At 68.8% G+C, this 18,233-nt stretch carries 14 protein-coding genes; 7 read left to right on the top strand and 7 right to left on the bottom strand.

Going from position 1 to position 18,233, the window contains the following annotated elements; genetic code table 11:
• Positions 1 to 93: 93 nt before the first annotated feature.
• The 3 genes from ACFWPX_RS07265 to ACFWPX_RS07255 form a co-directional block, all read right to left on the bottom strand.
• Positions 94 to 1,362 (bottom strand): DUF5685 family protein, encoded by a 1,269-nt coding sequence (locus tag ACFWPX_RS07265; protein WP_378926614.1) that lies wholly within the window; start codon positions 1,360 to 1,362, stop codon positions 94 to 96.
• A 60-nt stretch (positions 1,363 to 1,422) separates the two neighbouring features.
• Entirely contained in the window at positions 1,423 to 2,022 is a 600-nt protein-coding gene (locus ACFWPX_RS07260) for a TetR/AcrR family transcriptional regulator (RefSeq protein ID WP_378920415.1), read from the bottom strand.
• An 86-nt stretch (positions 2,023 to 2,108) separates the two neighbouring features.
• Positions 2,109 to 3,287: a glycoside hydrolase family 3 N-terminal domain-containing protein gene (locus tag ACFWPX_RS07255; protein ID WP_378926613.1), complete on the bottom strand. Its 1,179-nt coding sequence runs from the start codon at positions 3,285 to 3,287 to the stop codon at positions 2,109 to 2,111.
• Positions 3,288 to 3,402: 115 nt separating this feature from the next.
• Between ACFWPX_RS07255 and ACFWPX_RS07250 the strand changes: the two genes are divergently transcribed.
• The 4 genes from ACFWPX_RS07250 (at position 3,403) to ACFWPX_RS07235 (ending at position 9,588) form a co-directional block, all read left to right on the top strand.
• The gene (locus ACFWPX_RS07250) at positions 3,403 to 3,870 is read left to right on the top strand and encodes a universal stress protein (protein WP_378926611.1); all 468 of its coding nucleotides are present in this window, start codon (positions 3,403 to 3,405) and stop codon (positions 3,868 to 3,870) included.
• A 103-nt stretch (positions 3,871 to 3,973) separates the two neighbouring features.
• A complete protein-coding gene (locus ACFWPX_RS07245; protein ID WP_378926610.1) occupies positions 3,974 to 5,098 on the top strand; it encodes an isochorismate synthase MenF in 1,125 nt (374 codons plus the stop codon).
• 40 nt (positions 5,099 to 5,138) lie between these two features.
• On the top strand, positions 5,139 to 5,309 hold the full coding sequence (locus ACFWPX_RS07240) for a DUF2613 domain-containing protein (RefSeq protein ID WP_022566695.1): 171 nt from the start codon (positions 5,139 to 5,141) through the stop codon (positions 5,307 to 5,309).
• Entirely contained in the window at positions 5,260 to 9,588 is a 4,329-nt protein-coding gene (locus ACFWPX_RS07235; RefSeq protein ID WP_378926609.1) for an alpha-(1->3)-arabinofuranosyltransferase, read from the top strand. The genes ACFWPX_RS07240 and ACFWPX_RS07235 overlap by 50 nt, the downstream gene beginning before the upstream one ends.
• A gap of 7 nt (positions 9,589 to 9,595) precedes the next feature.
• Here the strand turns inward: ACFWPX_RS07235 and ACFWPX_RS07230 are convergent, their stop codons facing one another.
• A complete protein-coding gene (locus ACFWPX_RS07230; protein WP_378926608.1) occupies positions 9,596 to 10,780 on the bottom strand; it encodes an acyltransferase family protein in 1,185 nt (394 codons plus the stop codon).
• A 146-nt stretch (positions 10,781 to 10,926) separates the two neighbouring features.
• On the opposite strand from ACFWPX_RS07230, the gene ACFWPX_RS07225 reads away from it, so the two are divergent.
• A complete protein-coding gene (locus ACFWPX_RS07225; RefSeq protein ID WP_378926607.1) occupies positions 10,927 to 12,114 on the top strand; it encodes a DUF3068 domain-containing protein in 1,188 nt (395 codons plus the stop codon).
• 263 nt (positions 12,115 to 12,377) lie between these two features.
• Here the strand turns inward: ACFWPX_RS07225 and ACFWPX_RS07220 are convergent, their stop codons facing one another.
• Positions 12,378 to 13,598, bottom strand: a complete 1,221-nt coding sequence (locus ACFWPX_RS07220; RefSeq protein WP_378926964.1) for a polysaccharide biosynthesis protein — start codon at positions 13,596 to 13,598, stop codon at positions 12,378 to 12,380.
• Positions 13,599 to 13,806: 208 nt separating this feature from the next.
• On the opposite strand from ACFWPX_RS07220, the gene ACFWPX_RS07215 reads away from it, so the two are divergent.
• A complete protein-coding gene (locus ACFWPX_RS07215) occupies positions 13,807 to 15,672 on the top strand; it encodes a hypothetical protein (RefSeq protein ID WP_378926605.1) in 1,866 nt (621 codons plus the stop codon).
• 81 nt (positions 15,673 to 15,753) lie between these two features.
• On the opposite strand, the gene ACFWPX_RS07210 is transcribed toward ACFWPX_RS07215, so the two are convergent.
• Entirely contained in the window at positions 15,754 to 16,917 is a 1,164-nt protein-coding gene (locus ACFWPX_RS07210) for a glycosyltransferase family 4 protein (RefSeq protein ID WP_378926604.1), read from the bottom strand.
• A 170-nt stretch (positions 16,918 to 17,087) separates the two neighbouring features.
• Between ACFWPX_RS07210 and ACFWPX_RS07205 the strand changes: the two genes are divergently transcribed.
• Complete coding sequence (locus ACFWPX_RS07205; RefSeq protein ID WP_378926603.1) at positions 17,088 to 17,888, top strand: class I SAM-dependent methyltransferase; 801 nt, start codon at positions 17,088 to 17,090, stop codon at positions 17,886 to 17,888.
• On the opposite strand, the gene ACFWPX_RS07200 is transcribed toward ACFWPX_RS07205, so the two are convergent.
• On the bottom strand, positions 17,889 to 18,185 hold the full coding sequence (locus ACFWPX_RS07200; RefSeq protein WP_378920435.1) for a hypothetical protein: 297 nt from the start codon (positions 18,183 to 18,185) through the stop codon (positions 17,889 to 17,891). It abuts the gene before it with no gap.
• Positions 18,186 to 18,233 lie beyond the last annotated feature (48 nt).

Genomic DNA, 18,233 nt, shown 5'->3' with positions numbered 1-18,233 from the left:
CTCTTCGCTCGGGGGGGCGCGGGTGTGTGTATATCACCCCCTGTACCGGGGCCCGCGCGCGGGGGTCACCCCCCCCCCCCCGAGCCTTTTTCGTCAGCAGCTACAGTCGCAACCGCAACTGTCGCAACCGCAACCGCTGCAGCAACCGTCCTCGCCGCAGCAACCACCGCAGCACTCACCGCAATCGCAGCAACTACCGCAATCGCAGCGCTTGGCCCAGGCATCCTTTTTCTCGCCGGTACACGGGCTGGTGTGGTCGAAACAGCAGGCCAGACCGGTGCAATAGATGCCCATGACCACACCGAGCGTCTCGAGCGGACCGGGCCGGTTCGGTCGCTGTTCGGGCGGGGACGGGAATTCGTACGGCGAACGCTGTTGCGCCGTGACGGAAGCGCGGCAGACGTGGCCGACCACGATGCCCAGACCTTTGCCGAGGTTTCGCAGCAGGCTCGCCAGCGGATCGAGCAGCGCCCAGCGCACGGTCGGCAGCTGGTCGAGTTCGGCCTCGGCCGCGACCTGGCGGATGCGGGACTCGCTCTCGCGCAGCAGATCATAGGCACGTGGCATATCCGTGCCGGTGGCTTCCAGGGGATTGAAGCGGCCACGGGCACGGTCACGTTCGAGGTCTTCGATGGCGTCGGCCAGATGCGCGATCCGACCCACGTGCCGCCCGATTTCCTCTAGAGCCGCAACGTTTTCCGGGCGACCGGCCAGAGTGGCGGTATGACCGAACAGCGTAGCCGCGCAGAGCTGAGTCGGGCCGGTGAGCTCATCGAGCGTGATCACCTCGACCGCCTGAATTCCCGGACTACGGTGCCCTGCAACAGAATCAGCCGAGTCGGCGGCCGAACCCGCAGCGAGCGCTCGCGCGGCCGTCGCGCGGGACTCGAGCAGGGACTGGGAAGCGATCGCGCTCAGCATGGGCCGCACGTCGAGCCCGATCAGATCGGCCTGCCGCTCGGCTCGTGCGGCCCAGGTGTTCGACACCCTCCGCATCGGTCGACGAGTGAGGGCAGCGGCATCTCCGTCATCGACGTGATCGCCGATCTTGGCCGCCCCCAACAGCAGTGACGCCGTCGCGGCCAATTGCACGCCCGGCGCGCTCGCGGCGACCACCGAAGCGCGTTTCATACCGCGCAGTGGACACGGACCGGCAGTCGTGCGCTCGCCCGCACCCGCCTGCGCCTCGGTGAGCACACTGAGCACGATCGCATCGGTATTGGTTGCCGCGCGGGCCAGCTGACCGTGCCCGTCACGCAGACCCAGACACAGCCCGCACATGTGTGCCTGCCACTGCCCCGGATCGATGCCATATTTCGCCGCACCGTGCGCACACGGCTTCAACACACCGAACACTGCCACCCCGTCTGTCGTGAAACGTCAACCGTGCACCTTCGCAGGCCGACGGGGCCGCCGCAACCGCTAGTCGATCTTCTTCCGGCCGGCCAGACCGCGCCAGGCGAGATCGTCGAGCAGGTCGACAGCCTCGGCCACTTCGATCCGCCCGCTGGCCACCCGGTCGGCGATGGCCTCACCCGCGCCGATCACCGCCGCCGCGACGACCTCGAAATTGGTGCCGGGGTCGGCGTTCTTGGCACTGGATTCCAGCAGTTTCGCGGTGAGCTCGATGACCCGCTCACGGGCATTGTCGATTTCCGAGGCGAAAGTTTGCTGACCAATAGCTTGACGATAGAGCACCTGCCAGGACTGCCGATTGCGGTCGACGAAATCGAGGAAGCCCTCCAGGGCGGTGCGGACCTGTTCGTGGGGGGTCAGCTGCGGGTTGCCCGCGGGCGCGACAGCTTCGATGAAACGCAGGCCCTCGCGCTGGATACAGGCGCGGAAGAGCTCGTCCTTGGAGCCGTAGTACAGGTAGAGCATGGGTTTGGAGATCTTCGCCTCGGCGGCGATGGCATCCATCGACGTGTCGTGGAAGCCTTTGCGCGCGAACACCTCGACAGCGGCATCGAGCATCTGTTGCTCGCGAACCGCCCGGGGAAGTCGCTTGGTCCCGCCTGCCATCCACTCTCCTACCGCAGGGTGAACCACCTATCTTACTTCAAGGTAAGTTCACCCGCGCTCATTTGCCGCACAGTCGCCGGGTGCGATCAGCAGCCCAGCGCTACGCCCTTGTAGCGCGCCATCCGCAGTACGGAAGTGTCGACCCGGTCGGCGGGCAGTTTGCCACTCGAGACCGACTGTTCCAAACGGTCGAGCACCTGCGGCACCGCATCGGTACTGATCCACAGGGCATTGTCGGCGCCCGCGACGAGCGTGGCCTCGACCGCCTCGGCGATGGACATACGGGCGGTGATGGCGGCCATGCCACTGAGATCGTCGGTGAAGATCGGGCCGTCGAACGGCGGAGCACCGTAGCCCTTGCCCTCGCGCAACAGCGTCATCACGGCCGGGCTGATGCTGGCGGGCACGTCGGGCTCGGTCAGGCCGGGGACGTCGAGGTGACCGACCATCACCGCCGCGCCGGAGGTCACCAGGTCGCGGAACGGCACCAGGTCGGAGTCCTGCAGTTGATCCAGCGGCGGGGTGGTCACGGCGCCGGTGTGCGAGTCGCCGGAACCGGAACCGTGGCCGGGGAAATGCTTGATGACCGAGCCGAGGCCCACCTCGTTGGACGCGCGAATGTAGGCGCCCCCGAATTCGGAGACGACCTTCGGGTCGTCGCTGAAGGAGCGGTCACCGATCACGCTGTCGGCAGGCTGGCTGCTCACATCGACATCGGGCGCGAAATTGACCGTGATGCCGGCGTCCTTGAGTGCCTTCGACCTGGTCAGGGTCAATTGGTAGAACTGCTCGGGGGTCTGGGTCTGCGCGATCTCGCGGGCCGACGGCACGGCGCCGATCACGTTCTTCGCGCGCGAGACACGCCCGCCCTCTTCGTCGATGGTCACCATCAGCGGCACCTTGGCCTGAGCCTTCACCGCGTCGAGCGCGGTGCGGTCGAGCAGGCTCGGATCGGTCCAGCTGCCGACGAAGATTCCGCCCACCTGCTCCGTACTCACCACGTTCGAGGCGTCCGCCGAACCGGTGATGCCAACGGTCAGCAACTGGGCGAGCTTCTCTCGCTGGGAGAGTTTCGCGAGATAGTCTGCGCCACAACTGCTTTGAATCGGGGTCGCCGAAGCAGGCGAACCAGGATCCCCGGCGGCAGACGGGGCAGCCACTCCATTGCTGGTCGCCGCGGGCGCCGTCTCGGTCGACGAACCTCCCGAACAGGCGGTGGCAACGGCGGCGAGGACTGCGAACACGACCACAGGCGATTTCCGCATGCGCTCCACGGTAGCTCGCTCCCGGCACGAACCCCACCACCGCGGTTCGGATTGATACACGCCGTCCGGGGGTAATCTGATGGAAAAGCCGCTCCGACCAGCGCAGGAGGTCGTCATGGCATGCGATCGGATGCTCATCGCCTACGACGGTTCCGAACACGCCAAACGAGCCATCGAGTACGCGGGGCGGTTCCTCACCGCCGAACGCGCGATTCTGCTCACCGCATGGGAACCGATGGTGCGCCAGGCCGCGCGCATCTCCGGGCTCGCCGGGGTGATGCAGCCGGACTGGGTGCCCGACGAGGAGGTGGAGGACATCGCCTACTCCGATGCACGCAAGATCAACGCCGAAGGCGTGCACCTGGCGAAACTGGCCGGAATCGACGCCGAACCGCGCACCGCCGAGTGCACGAACACGATCTGGAACGCCATCGTGGATTGCGCCGATGAGCTCGACGTCGACATCATCGTCGCCGGTACGCGCGGTTCCACGGGGTTACGCGCGCTCTTGCACAGCAGCGTCGCCGAAGCGGTGCTCAAGCACGGCCATCGGCCGGTCTTCCTGGTGCCGCCCGAGCAGTAGCCGTTCGCCGCGATCGGCGGGTCTTCGTGGTGCCGCCGAGCAGTGAGAGTTCGGTCGCTCTCCCGGATCGGGGCCACGGTGACGGAGTTATGGTCGAAGCACCATGAACGAATTCCTGCTCGCTCGACCCGACGCGGTGTTGCGGACCTCGGGCGTGCGCGCGACGTATTCGGATCCCAGGCAGGCGGTCGAGGCGTTGCGCCGGACCGCCGCCCCGAAGGTGATCGTCGGTGCGCTGCCGTTCGATCCGCGGGCGGCCGCCGCGCTCTGGCAGCCCGAGAGCGTGCTGCACACCGCGGGTCCGTGGCGGCCCGCCGCACTGCCGGATTTGCCCGGGGTGCGGGTGGTGGCCGAGATGCCGAGCGCGGCAGAGCATGTGGCGCGGGTGACGAAGCTGGTCGAGCAGCTCGGTGACCCCGCGAACGAGCTGCGCAAGGTGGTGGCCGCGCGGTCGATGGTGCTCGAGGCCGACGCGCCGCTCGACCCCGAGGTGCTGGCCGGCCACCTGCTCACCAGGCATCCGAATGCCGCTGTGTACGCGGTCGACCTGTCCGCGGCGGGGCGGGAAGGCGAGACGCTGATCGGCGCGACGCCCGAAGTGCTGGTCGCACGACACGGCGATCGCGTGAGTCTGCACCCGCTGGCAGGCACCCTCCCCCGCCTCGCCGACCCCGCCGAGGACGCGGCACAGGCCCGAGCGCTGCTGTCCAGCGCCAAGAATCACGACGAACACGCCTTCGTGATCGATTGGATCCGCTGGCAATTGGCGCCGGTCTGCGCGGAGCTGCACATCCCCGACGCGCCCGAACTCCTCAGCACCGAACAGGTCTGGCACCTGGCCACGCCCATCCACGGCGTGCTGCGCGATTCGTCGACCACCGCACTCGACCTGGCACTGCTGCTGCACCCGACGCCCGCCGTCAACGGCACGCCCTTCGCCGCCGCGCTCGACACCATCACCACCGATGAACCGTGGCGCGGGTTCTATGGCGGGGCGGTGGGCTGGTGTGGCGACGACGGCGACGGCGAATGGGTCGTGGCGATTCGCGGCGGCGAACTATCGGCCGATCAGCGCGTCCTTCGAGCCAGCGCGGGCGGCGGGATCGTGGCGGCCTCCGATCCCATGGCCGAACTCGCCGAGACCACCGCCAAACTCCGAACCCTGCTCGGCGCCCTGCGTTGCGAGCTGCCCAACGACCGACCGAGCCCGATAGACCTGCTAGGTTGACCGGAGACAGGCCCCGACGTCGAGCGTATTGGAGTGCGCGATGAAGTTTGCTGTTCCGGCTGTTGCCAGCGCGGTCGGCGGCGCCCTGCTGAGCGCGATCGCCGTCTTCGCAATCACGGCGGCCGTCCAGCAGAACACGGCGCCCTCGATCGACCGCAGCGGTGACAAAGACTCCTCGCTGCTCAACGCCCCTGAATACGGCAGCCGCTGAGGCGAACGCCCGCGCGTCGCGCCCCGCATCGGGGCAACCGGACAAGGCGCCACTGGGTTGGCGCTGGCTCGTCGGCTCGGTAGTAGCCGCCTTCGTACTGACCTTCGCGCAGGCGCCTGGCCTCACCGTCGCCGACACCAAATACGACCTCGCGCAGAACCCCCTCGGTTTCCTCGCGCGGGCGTCTCACCTGTGGAGCAGCCAGGCCCCGATGGGCCAGGTCCAGAACCAGGCCTACGGCTACTTCTTCCCCCACGGCACCTTCTTCTCCGCGGGGCACCTCCTGCAACTGCCCGCGTGGGTCACCCAGCGCGTCTGGTGGGCGCTGCTGCTGCTCGCCGGGTTCTGGGGAATCGTCAAGCTGTGCGAAACGCTCGGCATCGGCTCGCGCGGGTCGCGCGTGATCGCGGGCATCGCGTTCGCCTTGTCGCCGCGAGTGCTGACCACGCTGGGCTCGATCTCCTCGGAAACCTTGCCGATGATGCTGGCGCCGTGGGTTCTGCTCGCGCCCGCGGCCCTCGGCACGGCGCTGAAACGACGGCGCGGCGGCCCGCTCTCTCCCGCGGGAAGCGCGCTGGCGCTGGCGCTGATGGGATCGGTCAATGCCGTGGCTACCGTGGCGGCGTTCCTGCCCGCGGCGCTGTGGTGGGCAACCTATCGACCGAATCGGCAGTGGTGGCGGTTCACCCGGGCGTGGATTCCGCTGCTGGTCCTTGCCACTTTCTGGTGGGTGGTGCCGCTGCTGTTGCTCGGCAAGGTGAGTCCGCCGTTCCTCGATTTCATCGAGTCGTCGGGGGTGACGACGCAGTGGGCGGCGTTGAGCGAGGTGCTGCGCGGGACCGATAGCTGGACACCGTTCGTCTCGCCGGAGCGGATCGCCGGTGCGGTGCTGGTGACCCAGCCCGCCGCGGTGCTGGCGACCGGCTTGCTCGCGGCAGCGGGAATGGCCGGACTCGCGCGGTCGTCGATGCCGTATCGGGGCAGGTTCGCGCTGATCCTGTGCGTGGGGCTGGCGGGGATCTGTGCGGGGTATGTCGGGACGCTCGGTGGGCCGTTCGCCGAATCGGTGCGGATCTTCCTCGACTCCGGCGGTGCGCCGCTGCGGAATGTGCACAAGCTCGAACCGCTGATCCGGCTGCCGCTCGTGGTGGGGCTGGCGCACCTGCTCGGACGTGTCGCGCTGCCCGCTTCGGTGCCGATGCCGGTGTGGCGCAGCTCTTTCGCCCATCCCGAGCGCGATCGGATGGTCGCTGTCGCGGCGCTGATCCTGGCCGCGCTCACTCTCGCGACCTCACTGGCGTGGACCGGCAGGCTCGCCCCGCGCGGGGCCTACGACCGGGTGCCCGCCTACTGGACCGATACCGCGGACTGGTTGGCCGACAATGCCGCCGACACCCGCGCGCTGGTCGTGCCCGGCGCGCCGTTCGGCAGTCAGATCTGGGGACTCACCCGCGACGAACCGCTCCAAGCCTTGGCGAGTACCCCATGGGCCGTACGTGATGCGGTACCGCTGAATCCGCCGGGCACGATTCGCGCGATGGATTCGGTGCAGCGGCTGATCGCCGACGGCAGGCCGTCGACCGGTCTCGCCGCCACCCTCGCCGACCAGGGCATCGGAGTCCTGGTGTTGCGCAACGACCTCGACCCCGAGACGTCGCGTTCCACGCGTCCGATACTGGCGCACCGCGCGATCGAGGGTTCGCCGGGGCTGACCAAGGTGGCCTCGTTCGGCGCTAACATCGGGCCGCGCGCGGCGGACGCGGGACTGGTGGTCGACAACGATCTGCTGCCCGCCTATCCGGCGGTCGAGATCTACCGGGTCGACGTGCCGCCGCCCGGCACACCCGTCGACGTGCGCAGCGGCACCGGGGCGCCGCCCGGATTCCCCGGCGCGTACACCACCCCGCTGGATCCGATCCCTGTCGTCCAGGGCGGTCCCGAAGTTCTGGAGCGCGTGCGCCGGGACGGCGAGAACCCCACGACGCCAATACTTCTCGAAGCGGACGCACGACGTGCCGGGTTACCGCCGCAGCCCGCACTGGTGACCGACACCCCGATGGATCGAGAGTCCGACTTCGGCCGGGTCGACAACCACAACTCGGCGGTCCGCGCCGCCGACGACGCCCGGCGCACCCACAATCTGGTCCCCGACTACCCGGTCGACGGCGCCGAACTCGTGCAGGGCGAGTGGTCGGGCGCGAAGGTCACCGCGTCCAGCTCCGCCGCCGACGCCACCCAGATCGGCGGGGCGGCACCCGGTAGCTCCACCGCGGCCGCCGTGGACGGCGATCCGAGTACCGCGTGGATCAGCAATGGGTCCGAATCGGCTCTCGGGCAATGGATTCGACTCGATCTGGACAAGCCGATCGCCAACGGCTCGCTGCGCTTCACCACCACGGCGGCGGCGCTGGGTGATCCAGTGAAGTGGGTCGAGGTCCGCACCTCGCGCGGGACGGTGTCGGCGCGGATCACCGAACCCGGCGAGCCCGTGTCTGTCGCGCTGCCCGCGGGCAAATCCGACTGGGTGATGATCTCCGCCGCCCGCACCGAAACCGGCACGCGTGGTGGGCAATTCGGGATCAGCGAGCTCACGCTCGACGACTACTCGAATCGGGAAGAGCCGGTGCGCGTCGACATCCGGCACCGGGTCGTGCTGCCCGATGTCGCCGCAGGAACAGTTGTCAGCGGGTGGGATCTCGGACAGGAATTCCCTGGTCGCGGTAACTGTTTCGACGGTCCCGACCGCGTGCACTGCAGCAAGGGACTCGGTCTGCCCGCCGAAGAGCCCGGCGTCTTCGGCCGCACTCTCTCCGTACCGGAGCCGCTCACCGTCAGCACCGATCTCACCGTGCGCACCCGCCCCGGGCCCGCGCTGGAGGCGTTGCTCACCGACCCGACCAGGCCGGTGGCACGTGGCAAGGCCGATGTCGCCGACCTGCGCGGTGCCGCTTTCGCCGCCACCGATGGCGACCCGAAGACCACCTGGACCGCACCGGAGTCCACCGTGCGCGGACTCGCGGGCGGCAGACCCACACTGGTACTTGAACTTCCGGAACCGACGACGGTGACCGGACTCGACATCACCACCGCGCTGGGCGGACTGCCCGCGACAGCAACCTCTGTCGCGGTGAACCTGGGCAACGGCCCGCAGATCCGTGAACTGCCCGAACGCGAGCACGGCGAACCGGCCCGAATCTCGCTGTACCCCACCGAGACCGATCGCGTCGAGATCAGCATCCAGAGCTGGAACGAGGTGCTCGACCGCACCGCACTCGGCTTCGTCCTCACCCAACCCGCAGGCCTGGCCGAAGTCGAGGTGCTCGGCCCCGAGTACCCCGCGCATGCCCCCGGCGACCGGCTCGTCACCATCGGCTGCGACACGGGGCCGGTGATCGCCATCGGTGGGCGCGCCGTCCACACGACCATCACCGCCACCTCCGACGAACTCCGCTCCGGTGCTCCGGTTTCCGCACAACCGTGCCCGGAGGACGCGGCAGACATCGAACTCCTCCCGGGCCACCCCGACCTCACCGTCGCCCCCACCGAACTGTTCACCGTCGACCGGCTACGCCTGCCCCGCACCGACCCTTACCCCGGCAAGACCAGCACCCCGACTGACGCCACACCGGAAGACCCCGCCGATCCCAGCGAAACCACGGCCGCGCCTCCCGATGCGGCACCGGAAACCCCCGCCGGTGCAGGAGATTCGGGTACTCAGGTGCTGGTTCTGCCGCTGAGCACCAATGTCGGCTGGCAGGCGCACACCGCGGACGGACGGGAGCTCTCGCCCATCGTCGTCGACGGTTGGCAGCAGGCGTGGCTCGTTCCGCCAGGAACCAGCGGGGAGATCACGGTGTCGTTCCCGGCGGACCGCTGGTATCGGCTGGCGATCTTCGGCGGGCTGTTGCTGCTGATTCCCCTTGTGCTGCTCGCGATTCCGCGCCGACGTGCGGTTGCCGATGCCGGGCCCGCACCGACCACCTGGGGTGTCAACTGGATCTCGGCGATCGGGCTGACCGGCGTGATCGCGGTCATCTCCGGACCGTTCGGTGCGGCCTGCACGCTGATCGCGTTGGGCTGCAGCTACTTCCGGCCTGCAACGACGGCGCGGACCCTACCCTGGCTCGCGGGTATCGGGACGCTGGTCTCGGCGGCGGCCCTGTCGACCGGGACCTGGCGCTCCGGTACCGAATACATGGGTGGCTCGCTGTGGGCCCAGGCACCGGCGGTCATCGCGGTCGTCGCCGTCGGGGTGGCGGCACTCCCACGCCGCCGCTGACCGCGACTCAGCTCGCAGCCGAACTCTCGACCGATTCGCGTTCGGCGCGCGCGGCCGCGGCCCGCCGATCCCAGCGGGCCGCCCAGCGGCGCGCCGGTTCTTCGATCAGCGCGAAGCTCGCGGCGGCCAGCGGGAGGGTGAGGGCGGTGGTCAGGATGAGCACGTAGAGGAAGTGGCCGTGGAAGGGCATGATGCCGAAGACCGGGAAGACCACGGTGAGAACCACCAGGTGCCACAGGAAGATGCCGTAGGACCAGCGGCCGAGGATCGCGGCGGTTCGCGATTCCAGCCAGCGGTGCGGGGCGTCGGCCCGGCGCACCACCAGGGGCGCGAGCAGGCAGAAGCCGAGGATCATGCCGAGCACCATCTTCATCGCGTACTGCCACGGTTGCGCGCGTTCCAGACCGGCCGGGCCGCCGAACTCGGTCGCCGAGAGCAGGAACGCCGCGAGCGCGACAGCCCACATCAACGGCTGACTCGACAGGATCCGGGCCCACCGGACCTCAGGGCGAACGAGGTGGATCAGTTCCGCAAGGAGCATGCCCGCCGCGAACCACGGCATGTAGCCGGGCAGCCAATTGTCGGCGTGGATCGCGTCCGGCGTGGGGATCGGCCACAGATTCCAGGTCAGACACACCGCGACCAGCCCGCACAGCACCGGCACCCGCCACCTGGCCGCGGGGCCGCGCAATCGCACGACCAGCCAGGCCAGCAGCGGCAACACCAGGTAGAACGCCATCTCCACCGACAGGCTCCACATCTGCGTGAGCCCATCGGTCAATGTCAGCGGTACGAACACCTGCAGCAGGTTCAGATTCGACAGCCACACCCGCAGGTTCGCCGAATGCGCCGCGCCGGGCAGCAACAGCAGGACGAACACCACGACGACCCAGTACGCGGGCATGACCCTGGCCACCCGGTGCAACAGGTAGCGCGAGGTCCTCGGCGCGCGGCCGAGACCGTGCGCGGCCGCCGCGTGCGGACGCCACAGCAGGAAACCCGACAGCGCGAAGAACACCGCGACCGCCATATCGAAGCGTTCCAGGATCGGGCCGAGGACAGCTATCCGGCTCGTTCCGGTCTGGAACGCGACGTGCGTGACCAGCACACCGAGCGCAGCCATCCCGCGCATCCCTTCGAGGGCGGGAACGAAGGCACGCGGGGGCGAAACGGGGGCGGTAGCGGTCGTCATCGATGTCCAGTCTGCCGTGTCGGCGATTTCCATGGCACAGCACCGCACCTTCGGAGCCTGGGCTGTTAGTGTCGGGGCTCACGAGTGCCTGTGGCGCAATACCAGACCACCGGGCCATCCGTGTTCGAACGACGAGGAGAGTTTGCATGGCACTGAGTGCCGGTACCAGAAGAACGGTCGCCTGTGTGCTCGTGGGTCTGGGCGCGGCATTACTCGTCGCCGCGCTGATGATCCCCACCTACACGGTGAGCAAAGTAGCCAAGACTCCACTCGATCTCGAGATCACCACGATCGCGGAGAATCAGAAGGGCGAGGAAAGCCTCGTCCTCGACTCCAAGTCGCTGACCTCCGGTGACGGTGCCGCCGTGGTGAACAAGGATGTGCCGCTGATCTCCCAGCGCTTCGTCACCGTCGAGGAGCCCTCCAACGCCGACGAGATGACGCTGCAGGCCGGTCAGACGCTGCGGCGCACCGATGTGCAGGGCGACACCGGCCTGCTCACCGCCGCCATCGACCGTGTCACCATCTCGCGCACCACCGGCATGCCGGTGGACACCGAACCCAACGGGTCGATCGCGGTGACCGTGAACAAGGACGGCAGCGTCATGGAGCCGGTGCAGCACACCGGCATCGGCTACCGCTTCCCGATCGGCACCGAGAAGAAGACCTACCCGTACTTCGACATCAACGTGCGCAAGTCCTTCGACGCGAACTTCATCGAAGAGACCGAGATCAACAGCATGAAGGTGTACCGGTTCCAGATGACCGCGCCGGTCACCAGCACCTGGGACGTCGTGCAGTCGCCGACCAACCGCCTCACCCTGCCCGCCGCCAAGTGGGGCGTCGAGGGTGGCGACACCCCCGTCACCATGACGCGCTACTACACCAACGTGCGTGACCTGTGGGTCGAGCCGCAGACCGGCACCGTGATCAAGGGTGGGGAAGCGATCCACCTGTTCTACGCGCGGTCCGGTGACAAGCCCGAGGTGACGGCGCTCAAGTCGCACATCGTGTTCGACGAGGCGACCATCGAGTCGCAGATCGCCATCGCCAAGGAGAACACCGACAAGCTGTCGCTGTTCGGTCGTGTGGTGCCGATCGTGTTCGGTGTGCTGGGTGTGCTGGCGCTGCTGGCCGGGTTGTTCCTCGGGCTTCGCGGTGGTGGCACTGCGGCTCATGCGAGCCCTCGTAGGTCGCGTCCGACGCCCGCGCCCACTGCCGCGCCCGATGACACCGCCGGTCGGTGGGATGGCGACGACGCGCCGACTACGCAGTTCCCCCGTGGGGACTACGACGCGCCGACCGAGCAGATTGATACCGACAAGCGTCCCTGAGTACTGATGCTGATCGACAGCCCCGGTCATTGACCGGGGCTGTCGTGTTTTTGGGGAAACATCAGGTTGGACCGGGCTCGGCGCGGTGTAGCTTGCTGCTCAGGTAAAACCGGCCTGGGGCTGTGTACCTTGCTGCTCACGTAAAACCGGGCCCGGGGCGGTGTACCTTGCTGTGTTTGTTGGAGCGCTGACGCGCTCGAGTCGGGGCCCTTCGGGCCCCCGATCTTCCCTCCCTGCGGGTACTCCTTCGTCGCACCCTCCGGTCAGTCCAGATCGGGGCGGGCCCCTCCGGGTAGGGACATACCGGGGTTTAGCTGGGTCCGGGGGGCTGTTCGGAGGACTACTACCGCGACGATTGTGGTGGTGACTGCGGCTATGGAGACAGCCGTGCCGATCAGGGATTCGATGGTGCGGGCGAAGGTGAGCATCAGGGTTATCTCGAGGGCCAGGCCGATCCATGTGACAGCGGCCAGCGCGGTGCGTTCGACGGCGATCGCGGAGAGCAGGGCGCCCTGGAGGACCGCCAGGATCGCGCCGTGCAGGGCGAACAGCCACAGCATGCCCTGAATGGGCGCGTAGTCGGCGCCGGCGAACAGGGGAGCCAAGGGAGCGGCCAGCGCGGCGCCGAGCACCGCGACGACGCCGATCACCGAGAGCACCGAGAGGGCGTCGCGGATCGCGCGGGCCGAATGGGTGGGCTGGGCCATGCGGGGATACAGCACCACGCCGACCGCTTGCGGCAGCCAGAACGCGATCTTGGTGGCGATGGTGCCCAGCGAGTAGCGGCTCGCGTCGACCTCGTCGAGCACGATGCGGACCACGATCAGGTCGACCGAGGACAGTGCCATCAGCGCAGCTTGCACCTGAACAGCACGCAGCACCGGCATGACGCCGACGGCCTTCGTATCGACCGCCGGTTCTCGGCTGCCGGCATCGCTGCCGTGCTCGGTCGCCTGATCCGCTGCGTAGGTCGACCGAGCGATTCGACCGGCGACGATCGCCGCGCCGACGATGCCCACCGCACCCGCCCACAGCGCACCGGCAGCACCGCCGCCCAGCGCGAGCGCGACAAGCGCGGGCACCACCCGTGCCGTACCCGCCATCGCGAGCACCGTCGCGAGCGCGCGGAAGTGATTGCCGCCCTGCAAGATTCCCTGCTCGCCGGACAGGATCACCAACACGGGCGCCGCACCGAGCGCGGCGGCAGCGGCCCACACGCCTACGTTCAGCACGCCGGCCACCACCGGAATCAACACCACCGCGACTGCCGCGACCAACGCGGCGCACCGCCACATCATCGCCCGCACGGCCCGCGTCGACGACCCGCGCACCACCTCTCTGGCGACCACGTTCTGCATGGCCAGGGCGGGGACCGCGCACAACAACTGCACCGCGAGCAGACTCGCGAACTCGCTGTAGCCTTCGACCCCCAGCCAGCTCGCCGCCAGCAACTGCAGCAGGTAACCGGCGACGTTGGCGGTCATCGCGCCAGCCGTCACCCAGGTCAGATCGGCAACGACGGGCGGGCGGCGGACTGAGGACACGCCTCATCGTCGCACCCCACTGTGTTCGCCATCACGCCTACCCCGAAAATGTGAGTCCGAGCGGACTCACCTCGAGCGACCGCGCCCCGAACAGCGCCTATTCGACCCTGCCCACGGCGCCGCCCGACGGGACGTAAGGTGCGTGGACGTGACGAGTAGCGCGCGAGCAAGGGCCTTGGTGGCCGGATACTGCGCGCTGCTCACGATGATCATCGTCGGACCGCTGGCCGGATCGGGCTATCTGCTGCTGCGCGACGCGGTGAGTACCCCGCGCTCGTACCTCACCGATTCAGCACTCGGCCTCGGCGCGGCCGCACCCCGCGCCGTCCCACAGGACGCCTTGCTCGCGGTGCTCTCGCCGGTCATCGACGGCGGGATTCTGGTGAAGGCGATCCTGATCGTCGCGCTGTGGTCGGCCGGATACGGCGCGGCGGTACTCGCACGACGATTCGTCTCCGCTTCCACCGGAGCACAATTGGTCGCCGCGACCCTCGCGTTGTGGAATCCCTATGTCGCGGAACGTCTTCTGCAGGGGCATTGGAGCCTGCTCGCCGGGTACGCCGCCCTTCCATGGACCGGCCTCGCCGCCGCGCGCATTCGAACAGCCACGGGCGGAACGGAACCCAGCGGAACCCGACGCTTCGGGTTTGCCGCCCGCAGGGGAACTCTCGGCGGGTGGGCCGCGCTGACCGCGAGCTTCGCCGCCGCCGGATTGACGCCGACCGGCTCGTTGCTGGCCGCTGTCATCGGGCTCGCGCTGGTCGGGCGGCGAGCCTTTCTCCCTGCCATCGTTGTCTGGATCGCGACCTGCGCGCCCTGGCTGACCGCAACCGCGCTCGGATCGGGGGCCGAGCCCTCGGACCCGGCCGGGGTCTCGGCGTTCGCGGCACGCGCCGAACCGTGGCTCGGCACGCTCGGCAGCCTCGCCGGGCTCGGTGGGATCTGGAACGGCGAGGCCGTGCCCGCGAGCCGCACGACCCCGCTCGCCCTGGTCGGCACGCTTTTGCTGCTCGGCATCGTCACCTGCGGGGTGCGGGCGGTATGGGCGCTCGGCCGTGACGGGCGGGCCCTGCTGGTGATCGCCGCGGTGGCGATCGTGCTGCCCGCCCTCGGCGCGACCAGCTGGGGGCTGGCGGCCGGGGAATGGTTGATGGTGCACGTTCCCGGGGCCGGGCTGCTGCGGGATACGCAGAAGTACGTCGCCTTGGCGATGCCCGCGTACGCGCTGTGCGCCGCGGCCGCGTGCCGAACCGTCGCTACGGCGAGCCGCCGACTGCTGACCGATGGGCAGCCGGACAGCGATCCGGACGCGGACTCAGCAGACACAGAGCCGGAATCCGTTGCCCACTCGGCAACCCACCGACGTGACTTCGGAATACGAGCCACCGCAACCCTTTTCATTCTTCTCATAACCCTCCCCTTGGCCGACCTGGCCTGGGGAGTCGGCGGCGCGATGCGTCCCGTCCACTACCCCGCGGGCTGGCAACAGGTCGTCGACCATATCGACACCCCCGGTGACATAGCCGTACTCCCCGGGGGGATGTTTCGCCGATTCCCTTACAGCGGAACAGCTCCCGTCCTCGACCCCGCTCCCCGCATCCTGCCCAACGACGTCCTGCAAACCGGCGAACTCCGCGTCCGCGGCTACGCGGTAACCGGCGAAGGCAACCGCGCCCGCACCGTCGAGGAAGCACTACTGCGCGGCGCCCCGGCCACCGAACTGGCAGCCATGGGCGTCGGCTGGATCCTCGTCGAGCGCACCACCCCCGGCCCCCTCGGCACCTCCGAGAACACCCTCGCCACAGCCGAACTCGCCTACCGAGACGCCGACCTGGCCCTCTACCGAGTCCCCTCCCTAACTTCCCTCGACACCGCCACCCCAGCCCAACGCCGAATCTCCACCGCAGCCCACCTGCTCTGGGCCGGACTTCTGCTCGCAGGACTGATCGCCGCCGCGCTACGCCCCTACCGCACACCGCTGGAGCGCCGTCCGGCGAGCCGGATTGTCACTTAGCGCGGCTGAGGATCCTTGCGGCCGATTGCCCGGCCTGCTCGTAGTCGAATGACAGCGACGTCTCGGTCGATGACTGCGCGCTCAGTCGCGCGACGCGACCAACCCGGAGACTCGTTCTCCGCAAGCCGCGGCGGCGAGAACCGTGTGCACCCCGGCGCCGGTCTGTTCCCAGGAGAACTCGTTGGCGCGGGCGCGGGCCTTTTCGCCCATGACCAGTCTGATCTCGGGATCGGCGAGGAGGTCGGCGGCGGCTGAGGCGAGCGCGGGGGCGTCGTCGACCAAGAGGCCGGTGACACCGTCGACGATGGAGTCGGTGAGGCCACGGGAGCTGCGGTAGCCGATGGTCGGCACGCCGTGCTGGGCGGCCTCGATGACGGCCAGGCCCCAGCCTTCCTTGCGGGAGGGCATCACGTGGACCCAGGCGGTCGAGAGGATCTCGTGTTTGCGGCGCTCGTCGACGTGGCCGTGGAAGGTGACGGCGTCGGCGATGCCGAGCGCGTCGGCACCGGCGCGCAGGTTGGGGGCCCACCAGCCGTCGCCGATGACGTCGAGGTGCACGTCGGGGAAGCGCTCGCGCAGGTGGGCGACGGCGGTGAGGGCGTCTTCGATCTGCTTGTGCGGGACAAGGCGCGACAGCACCGCGATGCGCGGGTGGGTGGCGCGGGTGGCGTCGTCGCCGGGGACGACCTCGGCGGGGACCGGTTCGGCACCGTTGCGGACCACGGCGATGCGCTCACGGTCCACGCCGAGCACCGACAGCTCCTCGGCGGAGGGCAGCGACACGGTGAGGTACTGGTTGTCGCGGTGCACGCGCGGGGACAGCGTGGATTCGATCCACCAGCCGATCCGCCCGACCAGGCGACCGGCGACCGGCCACTGCTCGCGGTGCCCGTGATGCACCAGCACCACCGAGGGCACGCCCGTGGCGGTGGCGAAGAAGGGGATGCCGTTCTGGGTGTCGATCACGACGTCGGGGCGCAGGCCACGCAGTGGGCCGAAACCGAGCCGACCGGCCACGATGGCGGCCAGCGCGCGGGGATACACGGTGAAGCGCCCGCCCGCGCGACTGATGTCGATCCCGTCGATCCGCTCGCGCTTGGGGGCACCGGGATAACCGGCGGTACGCAGGGTGACCTTGATGCCACGCGCGGCCAGCTGCGCGCCGACCTGCTCCAGATACCGCTCGCTGCCGCCACCCTGTGGGTGCCCGGTGTCACGCCAGCAGAGTAGGAGGACTTCACGCACGGTCGGGGCTCGCAATCGGTTCGGTGGTAGACAAACGTCGGCCCCCACACTAGCGGGTGTGGTCTGCGCAACACGGATGTATCGGCAGTGTCCGCCCAGACCGCGTGATCATGCCCCCAACGCACCCCACACCTGCCGCACCCGAACGCACTCCCAATAAACTCCTGCCCGTGTCGACCGCCACCAAGCCGAGAACCGAGCAGCCCGTCGCGCGACGCGACCGATCCAGGTTCGCGCGCCGAGCCGACCTGCGCCGCTCGCTGCGCCTGCTCACCAGCTTCCGCTTCGAGCAGTCCGACCCGGCCCGCTTCTACGGCGGCATCGCCACCGACAGCGCCGCGCTGATCGGCGACTTCTACGCCGACATCACCGGCCGCGACCTCACCGGCACCGTGATCCTCGACGTCGGCGGTGGCCCCGGCTACTTCGCCGACGAGTTCACCGCGGTAGGCGCACGCTATGTCTCGGTGGAGCCCGACCCGTCGGAGATGCACGCGGCCGGGCTGCGGGTATCCGGTTCGGTGCGCGGGTCGGGGATGGCATTGCCGTTCCGCGACAACGCCTTCGACGTCTGCTTCTCCTCCAACGTCGCCGAGCACGTGCCGCAGCCGTGGCTGATGGCGGACGAGATGGTGCGGGTGACCAAGCCCGGCGGCCTCATCGTGTACTCGTACACGGTGTGGCACGGACCGTTCGGTGGTCACGAGACCGGCCTCTGGCATTACCTCGGTGGCGAGTTCGCGGCCCGCCGATACCGGCGCAAGCACGGACACGAACCGAAGAACAGGTTCGGGCGATCACTGTTCGCTGTATCGGCGGCGGATGGGTTGCACTGGGCGGCAACGACTTCAGCTGATGTGCGGACAATTTTTCCGCGTTATCACCCGCGCTGGGCCTGGTGGCTCGTCCGAGTTCCGGTGATCCGGGAGCTACTGGTCAGCAACTTGGTAGTGGTTGCCACCAAAGTGTGATCACGCCAGCCAGCTCAAGCGGCGTGACCTCCGTATCGGCTCGGGCAACACCCTGACCCACGGCGATTCCTGAATCGCCAGGCCTACGGTCTCCAACGTGGTCAGGCCGACCTGATCGGCCAGCGCGCCGACCATCGCGACCGCCTCAGCGGCCTGGATAGCGGCAGTCGCCTGCTCGATCGTCAGCGTGCGGCCCGGCAGGAATGAGACAACCCATCCGCCACTGCCCACACTTTTCGCTTGATGGTCGGTCTGGTCGCTGGTCATCAACGATCGGCCGATCACTTGCACAGCCATGAGTCGGTCTCCCCAATTCGCTGTTAATGTCCGATGAATCGAGCGAGC

The sequence above is a fragment of the Nocardia sp. NPDC058518 genome (assembly GCF_042719655.1).
GTDB lineage: Bacteria > Actinomycetota > Actinomycetes > Mycobacteriales > Mycobacteriaceae > Nocardia.
Note: the sequence above shows the minus strand (reverse complement) of the source record. Positions and strands in the feature narration are given on the sequence as shown.